This is a genomic window from Pseudoduganella sp. LjRoot289 (genome assembly GCF_964252925.1).
GTDB lineage: Bacteria > Pseudomonadota > Gammaproteobacteria > Burkholderiales > Burkholderiaceae_D > Rugamonas.
On record NZ_CAXUPN020000001.1, the window covers coordinates 6,537,988 to 6,555,809 of the forward strand.

General features: G+C 61.7%; 18 protein-coding genes, 1 tRNA gene and 1 pseudogene. 14 read left to right on the forward strand and 6 right to left on the reverse strand.

The genetic code is table 11. From position 1 onward, the window contains the following. Window positions 1-54 precede the first annotated feature (54 nt). The 4 genes from ACSQ8Y_RS28130 to ACSQ8Y_RS28145 all read left to right on the forward strand — a co-directional run bounded on the left by ACSQ8Y_RS28130 (window position 55) and on the right by ACSQ8Y_RS28145 (window position 6,348). A complete protein-coding gene (locus ACSQ8Y_RS28130; RefSeq protein WP_436269674.1) occupies window positions 55-924 on the forward strand; it encodes a c-type heme family protein in 870 nt (289 codons plus the stop codon). An 8-nt stretch (window positions 925-932) separates the two neighbouring features. Continuing rightward, window positions 933-1,577 carry a toll/interleukin-1 receptor domain-containing protein gene (locus ACSQ8Y_RS28135; protein WP_436269675.1) on the forward strand — a complete coding sequence of 215 codons (645 nt, stop codon included), beginning with the start codon at window positions 933-935 and terminating at the stop codon, window positions 1,575-1,577. Next, window positions 1,528-3,624 (forward strand): hypothetical protein, encoded by a 2,097-nt coding sequence (locus ACSQ8Y_RS28140; protein WP_436269676.1) that lies wholly within the window; start codon window positions 1,528-1,530, stop codon window positions 3,622-3,624. The genes ACSQ8Y_RS28135 and ACSQ8Y_RS28140 overlap by 50 nt, the downstream gene beginning before the upstream one ends. A gap of 162 nt (window positions 3,625-3,786) precedes the next feature. Continuing rightward, on the forward strand, window positions 3,787-6,348 hold the full coding sequence (locus ACSQ8Y_RS28145; protein ID WP_436269677.1) for a DUF4214 domain-containing protein: 2,562 nt from the start codon (window positions 3,787-3,789) through the stop codon (window positions 6,346-6,348). Between the two features lie 92 nt (window positions 6,349-6,440). On the opposite strand, the gene ACSQ8Y_RS28150 is transcribed toward ACSQ8Y_RS28145, so the two are convergent. Continuing rightward, window positions 6,441-7,379 (reverse strand): LysR family transcriptional regulator, encoded by a 939-nt coding sequence (locus ACSQ8Y_RS28150; protein ID WP_436269678.1) that lies wholly within the window; start codon window positions 7,377-7,379, stop codon window positions 6,441-6,443. A 104-nt stretch (window positions 7,380-7,483) separates the two neighbouring features. Between ACSQ8Y_RS28150 and ACSQ8Y_RS28155 the strand changes: the two genes are divergently transcribed. Both ACSQ8Y_RS28155 and ACSQ8Y_RS28160 read left to right on the forward strand, forming a co-directional pair. After that, entirely contained in the window at window positions 7,484-8,107 is a 624-nt protein-coding gene (locus ACSQ8Y_RS28155) for a glutathione S-transferase family protein (protein ID WP_436269927.1), read from the forward strand. A 3-nt stretch (window positions 8,108-8,110) separates the two neighbouring features. After that, window positions 8,111-8,737 (forward strand): LysE family translocator, encoded by a 627-nt coding sequence (locus ACSQ8Y_RS28160; RefSeq protein WP_436269679.1) that lies wholly within the window; start codon window positions 8,111-8,113, stop codon window positions 8,735-8,737. An 18-nt stretch (window positions 8,738-8,755) separates the two neighbouring features. Here the strand turns inward: ACSQ8Y_RS28160 and ACSQ8Y_RS28165 are convergent, their stop codons facing one another. From ACSQ8Y_RS28165 to ACSQ8Y_RS28175, 3 genes are all read right to left on the reverse strand, one after another. Beyond that, on the reverse strand, window positions 8,756-9,226 hold the full coding sequence (locus ACSQ8Y_RS28165) for a helix-turn-helix domain-containing protein (RefSeq protein ID WP_436269680.1): 471 nt from the start codon (window positions 9,224-9,226) through the stop codon (window positions 8,756-8,758). 186 nt (window positions 9,227-9,412) lie between these two features. Continuing rightward, window positions 9,413-9,907 carry a gamma subclass chorismate mutase AroQ gene (gene aroQ, locus ACSQ8Y_RS28170; RefSeq protein WP_436269681.1) on the reverse strand — a complete coding sequence of 165 codons (495 nt, stop codon included), beginning with the start codon at window positions 9,905-9,907 and terminating at the stop codon, window positions 9,413-9,415. Window positions 9,908-10,232: 325 nt separating this feature from the next. Then, entirely contained in the window at window positions 10,233-11,183 is a 951-nt protein-coding gene (locus tag ACSQ8Y_RS28175; RefSeq protein WP_436269682.1) for an SDR family oxidoreductase, read from the reverse strand. Between the two features lie 130 nt (window positions 11,184-11,313). On the opposite strand from ACSQ8Y_RS28175, the gene ACSQ8Y_RS28180 reads away from it, so the two are divergent. Both ACSQ8Y_RS28180 and ACSQ8Y_RS28185 read left to right on the forward strand, forming a co-directional pair. Continuing rightward, window positions 11,314-11,988 carry a TetR family transcriptional regulator gene (locus ACSQ8Y_RS28180; RefSeq protein WP_436269683.1) on the forward strand — a complete coding sequence of 225 codons (675 nt, stop codon included), beginning with the start codon at window positions 11,314-11,316 and terminating at the stop codon, window positions 11,986-11,988. Between the two features lie 21 nt (window positions 11,989-12,009). Then, window positions 12,010-12,456: a hypothetical protein gene (locus ACSQ8Y_RS28185; protein ID WP_436269684.1), complete on the forward strand. Its 447-nt coding sequence runs from the start codon at window positions 12,010-12,012 to the stop codon at window positions 12,454-12,456. Here ACSQ8Y_RS28185 and cas5 read toward each other — a convergent pair. Beyond that, window positions 12,453-12,515 (reverse strand): annotated as a pseudogene (gene cas5, locus ACSQ8Y_RS28190) (CRISPR-associated protein Cas5); the annotation flags it as partial. The gene ACSQ8Y_RS28185 and the pseudogene cas5 overlap by 4 nt on opposite strands. A gap of 29 nt (window positions 12,516-12,544) precedes the next feature. Between cas5 and ACSQ8Y_RS28195 the strand changes: the two are divergent. The 6 genes from ACSQ8Y_RS28195 (at window position 12,545) to ACSQ8Y_RS28220 (ending at window position 17,527) form a co-directional block, all read left to right on the forward strand. Next, the gene (locus ACSQ8Y_RS28195) at window positions 12,545-13,648 is read left to right on the forward strand and encodes an IS5 family transposase (protein ID WP_436269685.1); all 1,104 of its coding nucleotides are present in this window, start codon (window positions 12,545-12,547) and stop codon (window positions 13,646-13,648) included. Between the two features lie 532 nt (window positions 13,649-14,180). Next, window positions 14,181-14,738 (forward strand): DUF1643 domain-containing protein, encoded by a 558-nt coding sequence (locus ACSQ8Y_RS28200; protein WP_436269686.1) that lies wholly within the window; start codon window positions 14,181-14,183, stop codon window positions 14,736-14,738. Window positions 14,739-14,759: 21 nt separating this feature from the next. Beyond that, window positions 14,760-15,113, forward strand: coding sequence for a hypothetical protein (locus ACSQ8Y_RS28205; RefSeq protein ID WP_436269687.1), 354 nt, complete (start codon window positions 14,760-14,762; stop codon window positions 15,111-15,113). Between the two features lie 71 nt (window positions 15,114-15,184). Further along, a complete protein-coding gene (locus tag ACSQ8Y_RS28210; protein WP_436269688.1) occupies window positions 15,185-15,676 on the forward strand; it encodes a type II toxin-antitoxin system VapC family toxin in 492 nt (163 codons plus the stop codon). Window positions 15,677-16,237: 561 nt separating this feature from the next. Next, window positions 16,238-16,786 (forward strand): hypothetical protein, encoded by a 549-nt coding sequence (locus tag ACSQ8Y_RS28215; RefSeq protein ID WP_436269689.1) that lies wholly within the window; start codon window positions 16,238-16,240, stop codon window positions 16,784-16,786. A gap of 36 nt (window positions 16,787-16,822) precedes the next feature. Next, a complete protein-coding gene (locus ACSQ8Y_RS28220) occupies window positions 16,823-17,527 on the forward strand; it encodes a hypothetical protein (RefSeq protein WP_436269690.1) in 705 nt (234 codons plus the stop codon). Between the two features lie 212 nt (window positions 17,528-17,739). Here ACSQ8Y_RS28220 and ACSQ8Y_RS28225 read toward each other — a convergent pair. Next, a tRNA-Phe gene (locus tag ACSQ8Y_RS28225) sits at window positions 17,740-17,815 on the reverse strand. Window positions 17,816-17,822 lie beyond the last annotated feature (7 nt).

The window sequence follows — 17,822 nt, forward strand, 5'->3', positions numbered from 1 at the left end:
TATGAAATTACTATGTTAGTATAAAAGCACCATTCAGGTCCCAGGCAAACAACCATGAAATTGCTGCATAAATTCAACTTGGTGCTGTTGCTGATTTTCGGCCTGGGCTGGTTCGCCACCGCCAACATGACGCGCGAGGTGCTGCGTGAAAACGCCCGGCGCGAAGTGTTGTCCCATGCCAGCCTGATGATGGATGCTGCCATGGCCGCCCGTGAATACACCACCAACGAGGTCAAGCCGCTGCTGGCCGCAGGCATGCTGGAGGCGTTTCTGCCGCAGTCGGTGCCGTCTTACGCGGCCACGCAGAGTTTTAACAGGCTGCACCAGACGCATCCCGATTTCAGCTACAAGGAAGCGGCGCTCAATCCCACCAATCCGCGCGACCGGGTAGTCGACTGGGAGTCCGACGTGGTGCAGCAATTCCGCGACAATGCCGAACTCAAGGAAGTGATCGGCGACCGCCAGACGCCGTCCGGACCGTCGCTCTATCTGGCGCGGCCGATCCGCATCAGCGACGGCCGCTGCCTGGCCTGCCACAGCACGCCGGCCGCCGCGCCGCAAACCATGACTGCGCTGTACGGCGTCAACAACGGTTTCGGCTGGAAGCTGGGCGAGACCATCGGCAGCCAGATCGTCTCGGTGCCCTTGGCGCTGCCGCAGCGCGAAGCCGAACGGGCCTATACGCATATCATGTGGGGCGTGGCGCTGACCTTCGCGTCCATCCTGCTGGCGCTGAACGCCATGTTCTACCTGCTGGTGCTGCGGCCGATGCAGCGCATCAGCCGCATCGCCGACGCCGTCAGCGCCGGCCAGATGGACGCCGAACCTTTCCAGGCCGGCGGCAAAGACGAGATCGCCGTTCTGGGCCGGGCCTTCAACCGGCTGCGCCGCAGCCTGGAAAAAGCCATGGACCTGCTGGCCTGAGGCGCGCCATGGGGATAGACATTTTCCTTAGCCATTCGCATGTCGACAAGGTGTTTGCCGACGCCATCTGTCATCGGCTGGAGGCGGCCGATATCCGTTGCTGGGTGGCGCCGCGCGACATCCGCCCCGGTGACGACTGGGCCGAGGCCATCATCAACGCGATGGACCAGGCCAAGATGCTGGTGCTGATTTTTTCCGCCAGCGCGAACAATTCGCCGCAAGTGCGGCGCGAGGTTGAACGGGCCGTCAACAAGGGGCTGATGGTGCTGCCGTTCCGCATCGAGAACGTGCCGCTGTCGAAAAGCCTGGAATACTTCATCAGTTCCCAGCATTGGCTCGATGCCATCAGCGGCGATCTGGAGCAGCATCTGGACGAATTGCGCCGCTGTGTGGCGATGCTGCTCGAACGCCTGCCGTCGCCGGCGCCAGCCGCGGCGCCTGCGCCGGCCGCTGCGGCTGTGATTGCGCCGGCCGCGCTGGCGGCAATCGAACGCGCGCTGGCGCTGGAGCTGGGCCCGATCGCCAGCCATCTGCTGCGGCGGGCGCTGCCGGCCGCGCCGTCGCGCAACCAGTTGGTAACGGCACTGGCCCAGGAAATTGACGATGCCGCCGAACGGCAGCGCTTCATCGCGCGGTGCCATGCTGCCGGCTGACGCTGCGCCGCCATCCTATGGGCTGCCTTTCGTGGTGGCCGTCTCCGGCCATCGCGACCTGCACCCCGGCGACGTGCCGGCGGTGGCCGGCCAGCTGTACCAAGCTATCGAACTGATTGCGGCGGCGCTGCCGCATACGCCCATCCATTTTTTGTCGGCACTGGCCGACGGCGCCGACCAGCTGTTCGCCGAACAGGTGCTCGCTTTGCAGCAGGCCTGCGTCGCGCGCGAGGGCGAGGGCGGCCGGCGCATCGAACTGGTGGTTCCGTTGCCGATGCCGGCCGACGACTATTGCCGCGAGCAGGCCGGCGGCGAGGCCGGGTGGCGGCGCGACCCGGAACAGTTCGAGGCCAGGCGGCTGGCCTTTAGCCAGCGCTTCCAGCACTACAGCGCGCGCGCCGGCAAGGTGTTCGTGATCCCGGCGGCGCCCGAGGACGAGCTGCCCGGCACGCCGATGACGCGCACCGATGCGGCGTATGCGCAGCTGACGCGCTACCTCGGCATCCACGCTCAGCTGCTGCTGGCGGTGTGGGACGGCCAGAGCGGCGACGAGGAGTTCCCGCGCCGCCCCGGTGGTACCTTGGCCCTGGTCCATGCGCTGCTGCACGGCGTCGAGCGCAAGCAGCACCAGCGCAGCCGCCAGCGCCTCACCGAGCCGGCGCGCGGCAATCTGCTGCACATATACAGCCGGCGCGCGCAACCCTCGTCGGACGGCCTGCCCAGCGCGTTGGCGGCGGGCGGCTTGCGGCTGCTGCGTGCGGGCGCGCTGGACGGCGAGGCCGCGCTGCACTGGATGGCACCCCAGCCAGAGTGGCCCGGCGTGCTGGCGCCACCGGCGCGATTGTGGCTGCGCGCGCCGATCCGTGCCTGCGAGCGCTGGGCCGAGCACCGCGCCTGGCGTGCTACGCTGGTACACACCGAACGCCGGCTGGAACGCGCGCTCGATGCGCCGGCGCTGGCGGTGCTGTATCGCACGCACGCCGCCGGCCGCGAGATCGACCAACTGAACCGCCTGCACCAGCGGGCGCTGCGGGGGAACGACGGCGCCGCGCGCCGCTACGCCGGCCGTCTCGACGACAGCGGCGGCAGTTTCCTGGCCAGCCTGGGGCTGGACGGCGCGCCCGCCTTGCCGGCCGCCTTGAAGCCGGGCCTGGGGCCGCTGCTGCAAGGCTTTCGGGTTGCCGACGTGCAGGCCGAGCATGCCCAGCGATGGTGGCGCTATCGCTGGCGCTTCATGGCGCTGGCGGTGATCATGGCAGCGGCCGCACCGACGCTGAACTTGTTGAGCAAGCCCCACGGCGAACTGGTGGAGTCGGTCGTATTTTCGTCGGGCGCATTCTGCGCGGTCGGCACGTATCTGTGGGTGGCACTGTCGCGCCAGCGGAATGCCTACCTGGATTACCGCGCGCTGGCCGAAGGCTTGCGCTGCCAGATGTACTGGCTTTGCGCGGGCGAACCATCGCTGGTGACCGACCACTGCGCGCAGCGCGCCGGAGGCGGCTTGGGCTGGGTGCGGCATGCGCTGGACGCCTGCCTGGTCGCCCCGCCGGTGCCGGGCCTGGCGGCGCGGAGCGTATTGCGCGGCTGGATAGACGACCAGCGCGCGTATCTGAGCGGCGCCGGCAACCGCGTGCGGCGGCGCAAGCACACCCGCGCGGTCGCGTTCGGCAACAACATGCTGTTGAGCAGCCAGCTGATGGCGCTGACGGCGCTGACGGTCGTACTGGCTTTTGGCCGCAGCTACCTGCTGCCCCTGGTGGTGCTGCTGGCGGGCATGAAGCTGGCGGCCGGCATCGGCGCGGCCTGGCTGTCACTGGCCACCAAAATGGGGCACGGCGAAACCCTGCTGCAGGCCGAGCAGCTGCACAAACTGTATAGCCGCGCCGATGCGGCGCTGGCGCGCAGCGACGCGGCGCCCTGCTCGCACGCGGAAAAGGAACACCGTGCCCGTGACCTGGTGTTCGCCCTCGGCAAGGCCGTGCTGGACGAAAACGCCGGCTGGCTGGCGGCCTGCCAGCAGCGCCGCCTGAACTGGCACGGGCGCTAGCGATCCTGACATCTTTTTACAGAACCGCTGCCAAAATTCGTCACCTGGCTGACGAGGATTGTCAGTGGCAAGTCCGAAAACCGGTGTATTGTGGTGGCATGGAAAATGCGTTGATTTGTGGCAATTCATTTGCATTTCCATACATTGACAAGGAGAGCCGCCATGGCCACACCACCGAGCAGCGCTGCAATCGAGAAGCTGTACGTCGCCTATTTCAACCGCCCGGCCGACGTGGCGGGGCTGGCGTATTGGACTGCGGTGGTATCGGCCGCCGGTGGCGACACCAGCGCCGTGTCGCAGGCGTTTGCGCAATCGAAGGAATATGCCGACCTGCTGATGTCCAGGACGCCCTCCGAGGTGGTGGACAGTGTGTACCTGAACCTGTTTGGCCGCCATGCCGAGAGTGCGGGCCTGGCTTACTGGACCGGCCTGTACGAGTCGGGGGCGATCGGCGCGGCCGACGTGGTCACGGTGCTGGCCGACGCCGCGCTGGGCAGCGACGCGGCGGCAGTGGCGAACAAGGTCACGGTCGCGACCGCTTTCACCGCCGCCTTGCAATCGTCGGCCCATCCGGAAGCGTATGGCGGCGCCGCAGCGCTGGCCTACGCCAGGCAGTTCCTCGCCGGCGTCAGCGATGGCGCGTCGGCCGTGGCGGCGAGCACCGGGCTGGAAGCGGCCCTGCAGGCTACCGCCGATCTGACCGGTACGCATGCGCTTGACAAGCAGGGGCCGCCATCGGTGGCGGCCACGCCGCTGCTGCCGGCTGCGCACCTCGCCGTGCCCGACCCGTCGATTGCGCCGGGCAGTGTGGATGCGAGCAAGTTCATGGCCCTGCTCCAGTGCAGTGTGTCCTGGTACGGCAAATTCATCCAGCAGGGGCCCAACGGCACGCCGCTGACGCTCACCTACAGCTTCATGACGGCGATTCCCGCTTATTACAGTGAGTACGAATACAGCCACCAGCCGAACGTGGCGCGCGTTACCGGCTTTGAAGTCTTCGGCGACGCCGCGAAGGACGCCGCGCGCGCCATCTTCGACATACTGGCCCATGCCACCGGACTGTCGTTCCAGGAAGTGCCCGCCACGCTGGACGCCGACATTGCGCTGGGCCTGCGCGAGATGGGCCTCAATACCGCCGGCACCGCCTACGAACCAGGGGTGGACGACGGTATCAACAACGACAATCCCAAGTCGCTCGAAAACCTGGACCAGGAAGGCAGCTACGGCGATGTGTTCCTGAACGCGAAGGTCCTGGGCGGCGTGGCGATGACGCCGGGCAGTGAAGGATATTACGTCCTGATGCACGAGATCGGCCATGCGCTGGGCCTGAAGCATGCCGTGGTGTCCGACGACGGCTTGACGCTGGCGGAGGACAATCAGGACTATACCGTCATGACCGAGTCGTACAGCCCGGGCGCCGCGTTTGCCGCGCACTACGGGGCCTATGACCTGGCCGCGCTGCAGTACCTGTATGGCACGGACGCTGGCGAAACGGCGCAGCGCGCCGGCACCAGCACCGTACTGGACGGCGGGGCAATGACGATCACGGCCAGCGCGGCAGGCGGCCCGCTGCTCGGCACTTCGGTCCAGGATCACATGACCGGCGGCGCCGGGGCCGATGCGATGTGGGGCCGCGGCGGCAGCGACGTGCTGCAGGGCGGCGCGGGCGACGACACGCTCGATGGCGGCATCGGCAACGACGTGCTCTCAGGCGGCAGCGGCAACGACTATTTGCAGGGTGGCTGGGGCGCGGACAGTCTCGACGGCGGCGCCGGGATCGATGTCGTCAATGGGGGAGATGGCAGCGATGTGCTGGTAGGCAGCGGCGACGGCGACACCCTGCTCGGCGGCGACTGGGCGCCGTCGGGCGTAGCGGAAACGGTGGACTACAGCGCCGCCGGCGCCGGTGTGACGGTGCTCCTGTCCGGCTCCATCGAGAACAACGATACCGAATACCACTTCGACGGCACCAAGGGCTATGCGCATGTGGTTGGTACGGGGCAGGTGGCGGGCATGGCCACGCGTGACACGCTCATTAACATCAACGGCGTGATCGGGACGGCATTCGACGACTACCTGTCCGATGGCGCCGCGACCTTTTATTTCGATGAAATCCTCGATGGCGGCGCGGGCAACGACACGCTGGCGAGCCACGGCGGCGGCAATTACAGCTACAGCACGCACGACACCCTGATCGGGGGCGCGGGCGACGACCGCTATGTACTGTCGATTTACGAGTTGACCGACGGCGCTGTCAGCATAGTGGAAGCGGCCGGGGAGGGGCATGACACGATCGAGATCACGGGTGGGCGGGCGGTGTTTACCGTGCCGGCCAACGTGGAAGACGTGATCAGCGGCGCCATCGCCAGTGTGGAATTGACGGGCAATGCGCTGGACAACCGCCTGGCCGGCGGCAATGGACGCGATGTGCTGCGCGGTGGCGATGGCGACGATACGCTTGCCGGGGGCGGCGGCTCGGACTACCTCGCCGGCGGCGCCGGCGCCGACCGCTTCCTGTATGCGCCGTATGCCGACGGCAGTGCGCAGCAGGACGTCATCGCCGACTTTGACGGCGCGCAGGGGGACCGCATCGTGCTGTCCGGCGTGGTGCTGGCGACGGTGGGCCTGACCGGCGCCAACGCGCTGCTGACGCTGTCCGACGGCGAGACCATTGAGCTTGTCGGGGTAGCCACGGTCAATCCGGCGTGGATCGTTACGGCCTAGCAGCGAGGTCCCCGGGCTTCAGCGCTTGGGCAGGAGGTGCGCAAACGCTGGCTGGCGGCCTGCCAGCAGCGCCGCCTGAACTGGCACGGGCGCTAGGACGCCTCAGGATGACGACCGATCTGGTCTGGTCGAGCGCGGCCTGCTGGCTGCGTTCGCAGGCCGAAGCGCTCCACCACGAACTCGACAAAACTGCCCAGCTTGGGCGTGGACTGGCGGTCGCGCTGGTAGATCAGATGCATGGGGCGCGGCACAGGCCAGTAAGCGCGCAGGATGGGCACCAGGCGGCCGCGTGCCACTTCTTCCGCCAGCATGGCTTCCGCCTGCATCACGATGCCCAGACCCGCAATGGCGGCGCGACGCAGGGCCTCGCCGTTGTTCGAGCGCATGCGGCAGGCGGGCGGCGCGGCGTCATCGCCGTTCTCCAGGCGCCAGCGCGCGGCGTGGCGCCAGTGCATGAAGTCCATGCACTGGTGCTGCGCCAGATCGGAGGGCGTGCGCGGCGTTCCGTGGCGTTCCAGATAGGCGGGCGCGGCGCAGACGATCATCTGTAGCGGACGCAGGGGGCGCGCCACCATCGAAGTATCTTTCAGCGGGCCGATGCGCACGGCCGCGTCCAGCCCTTCTTCCACGACGTCGGCCACACGGTCGGACAGTTCCATATCCATGTTCACTTCGGGATGGCGGCCCAGATACTCCGCCATGGCGGGCGCCAAACACTGGCTACCGAAGGCGACCGGTGCGCTGAGCTTGATGGTGCCGCGCGGCAGCGCGCGCATGGCCAAGGCCCCCGTCTCGGCCGTTTGCACCAGTTGCAGGATATGGCGGCATTGCTCGGCGTACTGCTCGCCTATCTCGCTCAGGCTCTGGCTGCGGGTGGTTCGGTGCAGCAGGCGCGCGCCGACCAGCTTTTCCAGCGCGACGATGTGCTTGCTCACCATCACCGTGGACATGTCCAGCGTGCGGGCGGCGGCGCTGAAGCTGCCTGCATCGACCACCCGCACGAACACTTCCATGCTGCGCATCTTGTCCATGGGCTGTTAATCACGAGTTAAAGATGTTGTTCATTTTACGGGATTTTTAATAATTCGGAGATGCGGGATACTGGCGGCTCTTGTCCATCAACCCCCATGCCGCCATGCTCGCCATTCTCGGAAAGCCCACTTCCATCAACGTTCGCAAAGTACTGTGGACCTGCGCCGAAATTGGCGTGCCGTATGCATTGCAGCCCTGGGGCGATGCCGGCCTGCCCACCAGCGCGCCCGAATTCCTGCTCCTGAACCCGCGCGGGCTGGTACCTGTGCTGCGCGACGGTAACGAGACGCTGTGGGAGTCGAACACCATCTGCCGCTATCTGGCCGGACGTCATGGCCGTACGGACCTGCTCCCTGCAGAACCGCTAGCGCGCGCCCACGTGGAGAAGTGGATGGACTGGCAGGCCACGGAGCTCAACAATGCGTGGCGCTATGCCTTCATGGGGCTTGTGCGCAAGAGTGCGGAGCACGCCGATCCGGACGCCATAGCCGCCAGCGGTGCGGCGTGGAACCGCATGATGGCCATCCTCGATACGCGTCTGGCCGAGACGGGCGCCTACCTCGCGGGTAGGGAATTCACGCTGGCCGATATCGTGCTTGGCCTGTCCGTGCACCGCTGGATATCGACGCCGATCAAGCATGCCAGCCTGCCCGCTGTGCAGGCCTATTACGAGCGCCTGAGTGAACGCTCCGGCTTTGTCGCGCACGGCCGCAGCCACGAGTCCTGAGCCATGACATTCACACTCTGGTTCGCCTTTTTGTGCCTGGCGCTGGCCGCCAGCTTCAGTCCGGGCCCCGGCGTGCTGCTGGCCATCTCCACCACCATGACCTTGGGCGCTCGGCGCACGGCCTACAGCTCGGCGGGTAATGCGGTGGGCGTGTTCCTGGTGTCCTGCGTGGCGGTGAGCGGCGTCGGCCTGTTGTTCCAGCGTTCCCCGCTGGCGTTTTCGGCGCTCAAGCTGGCGGGCGCCGCCTACCTCGCCTGGCTCGGCGTGAAGCAGTGGCGCGGCGCGGCGAAGGGCGCGCACAGCGCTGTGCCGGCCGCCCCGGCAGTACCGGACGCGGGTAGCCGGTATGCGGTGTTTCGTCGCGGCCTGCTGGTTGCATGCAGCAATCCGAAAGCCATCCTGTTCTTTGCCGCCATTTTTCCGCAATTCATGCCGCCCGGCCAAGTGGACGCCCGCCGCTTTCTTCTGCTCAGCCTGACCTTCGTGGCATGCACATTCGTTTCCCACTTATCCTACGTGCTGCTGGCTGCCGCAGCCGGCGCGCGCTTCCTCACCGGCCCCGGCATGGCCCGCCTCCAGCGCGGCACCGCGCTGCTGTTTATTGCCCTCGCCATCGCCATGGCCCGCTGAGCGTGCGATGGCTGCGAGTTAGACCTGGGGATGGGTTTCGGGTGCGTCGTACCAGATGCCGAGCTTGTCGCCCTGCCATGTCAGCAGGTGGAACAGGTAGGCGTTCGACAGCATGATCAGGCCGCCGGCCAGCGCCGCCTCGCTCCATAAACCGAGCAGGCAAAACAGGAAGCCGCTCACGTGGGAAGTGAGCACGATCCTGCTGGCCGCCCTCCGGGCAGGCCGCGCGGCGAGGAAGTTGAGGGAGAAACAGCACTTGAGCCAAAGCGGCAGACGCTCCCAGTTATCCGTATTCTTGTCGATCACGAGTTCCTCCTGTTCCAGAGTTGATATCTCCACTTCGAGCACCGCAGCCAGACATTTCAGAGACTCGACACTGGCCTTGTGGCCGCTTTCGATCCGCTGGATGGTCCGGACGTTCAGGCCGGACATCTGAGCTAACTGCTCTTGGGAAAAATTGCGGCTAAGGCGTATTTGCTTGAGTATCATTCATGCGCTCCGATGCTGGTGAACCTTGAGTATTCAGCATGATCTGTCCTGTCGGTGACGAAATTGCCCCGACTTTTACCCGACAGTGAAGGATTCCGGCCGTGAAGGAGGCTTCTTGGTGGCCGGAGGCGGAGTCGGACCACCGGCGCCAGGATTTTTAAGCCCAAGCTCCGGGGCCGCCTGGCTTTATCGTGGCGTCATAAACGGCAATAGCGCGCGCTCAGCGGCGCTTGGGCTGAGGGTTGCCGCCGCTAGCGGAAGCATGGCGCGCGCCACCTCGGCTTGCCGCGCCGCGTTGGTCAGCACGGCCTGATTGTTGGCCAGGGAACGCAATATCTGCGTGGTGATGCGGTCCAGTTCGGGACGGACTGTCCGGGCGAGATCGGGCGCGTCATCGAACTTGCCCGCATGTTGCGCCGTCCAGTTGGCGAACAGTTCGCGCTGCACGATCTTCGACGCCTCGATCTGCGCCCGAAATACCGATTCGACCCAACCGTCAGGCAGACCGAGCGTAGCGCCTTGCTTGACGGCTGCCTGGATCACCTGCGCCTCGCGCTGCAAGTCCTCGACCGGTGCCTGCACATTCCATTTGGCACGCGCGACCGCCTGCGCCAGCAGCAGGCGCTGGTCGATGGCCAGCCGCAGCGGCTGCAGATCATCGTGCACTTGGCCGGCTTGCATTTGCGCGCTTGCGGCCGTCCCGACTAGCAGCAGGCACAACAATGCGATGAGTCTATTCAAAACGACACGGAAACTAGCTAGGTGCATGCACGCCTCGAAGCAAAGATTGCAATGATTGATAAGGGCCGGCCCGTAAGCCAGCGTTTTGATGTCGCCTGTCTGTGGCCTATGGGCTGTCATAGTTGCGGCTGGAGTGCAGGGCGTCAATTGCCGATGGCTGCTGCGCCGGGAATGCCTCCATCCACCTGGGCATGATCATAACTTCAGGAGCACGTTAATTGCCAGTGCGAGCGCTCGGCCATATCAAATGCCGCAATGACAGTGTTCATGCTTGCACCAAAGCTTCGCTGGCGCTCCACAGGCGCGCGGCAACGTCGTCGTCGTGCGCCACCGGATTGGGCGAGCTCAGCGGCCAGCCGCCTCGGCGCGATGGCTTGTCTTTGTAGCGGGCGATCTGGCTGTAGTAGGCGCCCGAATGCTGTTCCACTTCCGGAGCCAGCAAGGCGTGCAGGCTCGTCTGCGCGCCTTCCCATGGCTCGATCATGCCGGCCAGGCGCAGCACCGGTATCACCAGCAGACGTTGCAGCCACATCGGCAACGGGATCGCCAACAGGTTGGTGCGCACGAAGCCGGGGTTGACGCTGGCGGTGGTGACGCCGGTGCCGGCCAGGCGGCGGCCGAGTTCGCGTGCATGGAGGAGATTGGCCAGCTTCGATTGAGCGTACGCCTCCCATGAATCGAACGGCCGCCGCTGATAGTTCAGGTCGTCGAAGTGGATATCACCCTTGCGGCCCATAGCAAACTCATGGAAAAAGCTCGACAGGTTGACCACGCGCGACGGCGCCCCTGCCTTCAGCGAGTCTGTCAGCAAATTGGTCAGCAGGAAGTGCCCGAGGTGGTTAACGCCGAACTGGGTCTCGAAGCCGTCCTTGGTATGGCCGAACGGCGTCTTCATCACGCCGGCGTTGTTGACCAGGCCCTGCAGCTTCGGATGGTTGCGGTTCACCTCGGCGGCGAAGCCGCGCACCGATGCCAGATCGCCCAGCTCCAGCTGGTACACAACCAGCTTGGCCGACGGCGCATCGCTGCGGATCTCGGCGGCGACGCGCTGCCCCTCCTTGACGCGGCGCACACCCATGACAATGGTGGCGCCTTGCCTGGCCAATTGCTGCGCGGTGACCAGGCCGATGCCCGAGTTGGCGCCGGTGATGACATAGGTCTTGCCGGTCAAGTCCTTGCTGAGAAGTTCCGGACGAACCATGAGTGGGGTAGGCATAACGTGCTCCAATGCAGGATATTTAAAATAAAGAACCAGTGGTCTCCAATATAAAAGACCGATGGTCTCTTGTCAAGCATGGTGGTAGCCGTTACAGTTGCGGTACATGTTTTCTTGCTTATAGACTTTTATGACAAATCCAGAGCCATTCCAACGCGCCCGCCGCCCCGAGCAAAAGGAGGAGCGCCGGTTGCATCTGCTGGAGACGGCCAGGGCGGCTTTGCGCGGCGGCATGGAGCTTAGCGAACTGGGTCTGAATGAGCTTGCGCGCCAAGCTCAAATGACCAAGTCGAATGTGTACAGGTACTTTGAGAATCGCGAGGCGCTGCTGCTGGCCTTGCTGGAAGAAGAATCGGCACAGTGGCGGAGCGAGTTGAGCAGGCGGTTCGTCGCCATCCCGCAAGCCACGGCAGAAGGGATAGCGCAGGCATTCGCCGGAGCAAGCGCGGCCTATCCGCTGATGTGCCGTTTGCTCAGCATCCTGCCGTCCATCATCGAGCACAACGTGTCGTCTGAACGGCTCGTGGAATTCAAGCTGAGCATTGCGGCATTGCTGGCGGATGTGGCGGCGCAACTGCACCACATCGCGCCGACGTCGTCGGTGGCCGCATATGTTTCCTTCCTGCGCATGGCGATGGCCCTGCTGATAGGCTTATGGCCGCTTAGCCACCCGGCCGAGGCACTTAGCAGTGTGCTTTCTCTGCCGGAGCTGCAACCGTTGCAGTATGACTTTGAATCTGATCTTGCGGCAGGCCTGCTGCTGCTTTTGCAAGGTCTTGCGCGCGAGGTGTCTTTAAAAGGCTAGGTTTTCTCGCGCCTTGCGAAAATGGCAAATGCAAAACTTAGACAGCAGTTCAGCGAAAGGCTGGCGAAGGAATTTATTCGTCTAGGCCTTCCAGTTTCCAGTCCAACCCAGATCGCGAACGAGTTCAACACCCGCTACCCTGCGAAGAAGGTAGCGGCGCAGACAGTGCGTAAGTGGTTGCTTGGTGACGCCATCCCGACGCAGGCCAAACTGGTGGTGCTCGCTGATTGGCTTGGCGTATCGCCCCAGTGGCTGCGTTTTGGGACTGGCGGGCGAAAGGTGGCGAAGTCGAGCGACGCGACGCCTGACGAAGTAGGCTTTCATACAGGCGTCATTGTTGTTGGGCAGCAGCAGGCGTTGCTGGTACCTGTTGTCGAGCTACTGACCCGACTTTCTTCCGATAATGTGCGCCTCGTGGAGAAGATCGTTAGGGCGGTCTTGTTAGAGCAAGATAAAGGTGAGCGCTAGCAGGCTGCTGAAATACCGCCTCGACAAGCCTGCCGAGGCGGCTCATCCAATGTTATCCTGACATCCCCCTATCCCTGCAAAAAAACTGATGCGCGGTCCCGATACCTTCACCGAAAGCCTGTTCTCCGTGCGCAAGCTGGAGGACTTCATCCCGGCGAACCATCCACTGCGTGCGATCCGGCAGATGGCCAATACGGCACTGGAAAAGATGAACGGTCTGTTCGCCGAAATGTACGAAGCCGACACCAAAGGCGGCCGCCCCAGTATTGCGCCCGAAAAGCTGTTGCGCGCCATGCTGCTGCAGGTGCTGTACAGCGTTCGCTCGGAGCGCCAGTTGATGGAACAGGTCCAATACAACCTGCTGTTCCGCTGGTTTATCGGGTTGTCTATGGACGATGCTGTGTGGGTGCCGATGGTCTTCACCAAGAACCGGGAGCGCCTCGTCAAGCACGACGCGATCATTGAATTTTTCAACGAAGTGCTGGACATCGCCGAGAAGAAAGATTGGCTGTCGGGGGAGCACTTCAGCGTAGACGGCACGCTGATCCAGGCCTGGGCTGGCCACAAAAGTTTCGTGCGCAAGGACGACGACCAGAATAACGGCGACGGCGGCGACTTCAAAGGCAGCAAGCGCAGCAACGACACCCAGCAGTCGAAAACCGATCCGGACTCCCGCTTGTACCGCAAGGGCAATAACACCGGCAGTGAGTTACGCTATATCGGCCATACCCTCAGCGACAACCGCCACGGCCTGATTGCCAGCGCCATGGTGACGAAGGCCGATGGCTATGCCGAACGGGAAGCGGCCAAGGCCATGATCAATGACGCGTGCCAAGCGCTGGACGATCCGCAGCGGGAAATCACGCTGGGCGCGGACAAGGGTTACGACGCGGCCGAATTTGTGCAGGCTTGTCAAGCCATGAGCGTCACGCCCCATGTGGCACAGAACAAGTCGGGGCGCAGCTCGGCGGTGCCCGAGTCGATTGCTCAAAGCGTGGGCTATGCGATCTCGCAGCAAAAACGAAAGCTCATCGAACAGGGTTTCGGGTGGGCCAAGTCCGTCGGCGGCATTCGCCAGGTGATGGTGCGCGGCCTGAAGAAAGTCGACCAAATGTTTGTGCTGACCATGGCCGCTTACAACCTGGTGCGTATGCGCACGTTGGGAGCAATCCGTCCGCAGCCGGCGCAATGACGGAAATACGGCGGGAAATATCGTAGAAACAGGTATAAAACGCGGGAATTGGCATCCAAATCCCACTTTCTGAAACGATAACGGCCGGCTCACACCATCAAGGGGCATGACCGGTTCAAGCTGGCCGGTATTTCAGCAGCCTGCTAGCCCTTTGCGCTGAACATCCACAGTTCGGGTAGGAACCGCCCCCAGTATCATAGACAAGGCTAGATCTGATGCCGATCACACGGCCAGTGTTGCCTCCGACGTCACAGCAATCCCCGCCGTCCACTTGAATTCGATAGCCCGGGGCGATTCAGCCATAGCAAAGAATTACGCCCCGCGTCCGTACGCTCCGATCATCCTCTAGTGTGGCGCACGGCGTCGGGGATGTCTTCTCCAAGGTGGGTTTGGCCCTTAGGATTCGGGTGTGCTAAAGTGAGCTAACTCTTTGATAATAGTATAAAGGCACTGGTCTTCCGTGCGGAATCTCAAGACTTGCTCGGGGGAGGTGGCGGCGGTTAGGGTATCTACTTCACGTTGGACAACAACCATGGCATATCGATTAGCACATTGCGAAGAGGAGCCAAACTACAGGTACTCGCTGGTAGTCGAGACGGATGCAAAGAGTACGGCGAGCCTTGTTGTAGTGCAGTGCAATCCTAGCCACGCTTCAAGCTCTCGCTCCGATCCCACAGTCGGAAAAGTGTCAATATGGGCCGAAGAGATGGGCTTTGCCACGATATCGTTCTTAAACCTATTTGCTAGACGCAGCCCAACCGTAAGTGAAATAAGCCATCTACCCTATAGTGATTTAATTGGGCCGAAGAATGACACGGTTCTTAGGCGTTACAGTTCAATGGATGCAACCTTGGTCTTTGCGTGGGGCGCGACACTGCCTGTACTTGGTCACCTGTATGAACGTAGATTGCTGGAGATCCAAGGTATCTTTGCCGGGCAATCCGTCCATCGTGTGGGCGCAATGTCGTCGGTTCGCTATCCGCGCCACGGCAGAATGTGGAACAACGGCAATCGCGCGCTCCAGCCTCTGAGCTGGTCTGAACTATTACCTAACAGCTCGTTCAAGGCGGACGCCGTGGGCGCCGCTTAACTCAAGCATCAGAAGATTGCAATGGCTCAACTGACCTTTAGAGAACAATTGGAAGCGCACGGAAGTGAGGCAGACGTTCGCGATCGAATCGCTCGAGGTCTCTACCATAGCGGCAATTTAGGGGTTGCGAAAGATTGGCTTCGCTCACGTGAAGAAGCACGTCGAAATGCTGCCGATGGCCGTCGCGAAACACGCGAAGAGCAGACTTTGGCTGCGTTGCTTGATAGCACTGCTGCGGCGCTTGACTCTGCTGAAAGCGCAGCAATTAGTGCGGCGGCGGCGCGCCAGCAAGCTAGGTGGGCTATCTGGGCTGCGGTTATTGCCACGACGGCCGCTGCCGTCGCAGCGGCGACCTATTTCCAGTCACTAAAATGACGAAAATTGCTCTAACACTTCAGTCAACCGGACGCGCAAGTGCGCGCCGGTAACCTCCACGTTAGCGAAAAATGCGACCACCTCCTCGTGCAAATTGTTTCGATGCATCCGCGTTGGTGAAGGTGTTCACGGACGAGGAGGGTGGCGATCCCGTACGCGACTATTGGAATAACCGCTCCCCCACGAAGTACACGACCGCGTTTTGCTTCTACGAGGCACTGGGCGTGCTTAAGGTCAAGTGGATGTATCGAAATCAACTCACGAAGCAGCAATATCATGATGCCGCGTTTCGAATGGCCGCTTGGTTTTCTTTCAATACGCGGTATGCGAAGGAAGTTGACATACATGACCCACTTGTATTTTCAAAGGTACGTGAACTGTCAGATCGCTATTCTCTGGATCTTTCAGATGCGTTCCAGATCATCAGCGTCAAAGACGGGTATTATTCGCATCTTGTGAATGATTCGCAAACGGTACTGGTTACCGCCGACGAAGGTCTGGCCAAGGCGGCTCGAAGTGAGGGGCTGAAGTGTTGGTACTGCGTAGGAGAAGCGGAGCCGTGAGGCGCTAACAAGTCGAGCCGGACTGGCCGGATGCGACGCAGTTTTCTGTTTTTGTCCCGGGCGGCCAGCCGCTCACCGTCACGCTAGAGATTCTCTGGAGGCTACGTTGGAAAAAGAAACCGTGGCTGTCTTCTTGGCCCTTCTGTCCAGCCACCTTACTTGGCGAGCTGGGCAGTCGTTGATCTCGTTGCCCCGGTTCGAACGACCTATGTTTTTCGCTCGCCTCAGCGTTATTGGCGATATCTTGATAGGTGGTCTTGTACCCGTTGCCATCCTACTAGCGTTGATAACTATTGTTTGGGGCCAGTTTCACTTAGCGTGGTATTTGCCGATCCCACTATTTGTCTTGGCTGGACTGACTTTCGCGCTTATACATAACGCACTCGCTCGTACTCTCGGCATGGCTTATATCGCGCTTTTTCCAGCATTGGGTGTTATGCTTGGTTGGGTCGCGCTGATAGTCACGCAATGCTTGCTTTGGGGGCATTAATATGCGATCTAACTTTCAGCTCCAGCGGACGCCTGCCGGCGTTGCGTATCGTTCACGTTGGGAAATCGTTTATGTCTGATTCCGACAATTTCGCGTTCACTCCATCGCTAATAGACTCAGTCGCCATTCGATTGGGCGATGGCTCCAGTATCAATGTTGCCATTGGGACTATGCAAAGAATGGCCGCCTTACGCTCCTACGTTGCCTTTAATGACTGCAAGGACTGGATGGAAAAGCTCTCGTGTGCGTATGTGGTTGCACTCGCAACGCGGTCAGCCGATCAATTGTTAATGCAGCATATTCAAGATGATCTTAATGGCCGCATGAAGATTTCTTGCGTCGGGTGCAGAAGAGCGAGTATTGGCCATCCACTTATACGCGAACGACTTTTTCCCGCTTTAAAGGTTGCTCGAGAGCATTCCAACGATCTTATTCATCATCTCGACGATCCGACCAATAAGGGAGTTGCAGAGTTGAACATTGAAGGAGTTTTTCTCTATTGCCATCTTCTGTCCCAGGAAAATATCGAGGCGCTATTCGGAACCATTCCTGACCCCGCCAACAGGTTTCCTCGCGTCATATGTAAAAATTGCAGCGCGAAGCTGAAGAAATCAAAGTGATCCCGTATTTGGTTTCGCCAAAACTTGGAGGGATTTATGTTTTGTAGTCGATGCGGCGTGGTGGCCACTGATGAAGCCCGATTTTGTTGGAAGTGCGGCACGTCGCTGGATGAAGACTTAGATCCCTTAGCACGAAGCACGCCCCAACCAGCTATCGCAATGGAGGCAGACCCTCTGTCCTTTGGAAATCCATCTAATCGCTGGTGGGTGCCGTTTATGGGAAAGAATTCATTCCCCATCGGCTATGAATGGCTTGAGCAACGGAATACGTTGCTGGTCTGTCCTAATCACTTAGTCTTACTGCAGGGGGACGAGAAACGAAGCGGCGCTTTGGATATCATTCAGTCGATGGGTCTTGTTGGCTCTGCGGTTGGTGTTATTCGGAACCTGAAGGATGCGGTAGCGAATAAGAAGTTTGAGCTTTCAGGTGCGTTTGCCACACGTCTCTTCGAAGAAAAGTTAATGGTCTGGTGCAGGAAAAGCGATGCTGTGATTTGGCGATACCACGAGAGGCCTTGGATGTTCATCAAATCATCTTCTGAGCAGCTCTATTGTCAGTTTAATTCCAAAGCGGGTGTTCTACACGCATGTTGTATCCTGTGGTGTACTGCCGAAGATACTGGCCATGGTAAGGGTGATATTGAGGGGTTTGGGTGTCATATCGTTGATGCAGGAAGCAATCTACCTGAGAAGAAGGTTCCTGAAGCCATGGCTGCGTCAAGAGCAGGTATCCCTGACTAGGCGTGTTATGCCCACCGAATTATTACTCGTCTGGCGCGATCTGGTGGGCGAACTCGTAAGATCGCTCAGCCGGAAGCAATGCGGCATCTGGCTGAATGGCGAGATGGCAAGCGGAAATTCCAAGAGCCGAAAATAGACCGGAGCCGAGGACTACGAATCCCGGAAACGACAACGCCCACTTGCATGAGTGGGCGTTGCGCTAGGGATGTTCTTGGTGGCCCGGGGCGGAATCGAACCACCGACACAAGGATTTTCAATCCTCTGCTCTACCAACTGAGCTACCAGGCCAAGGAGC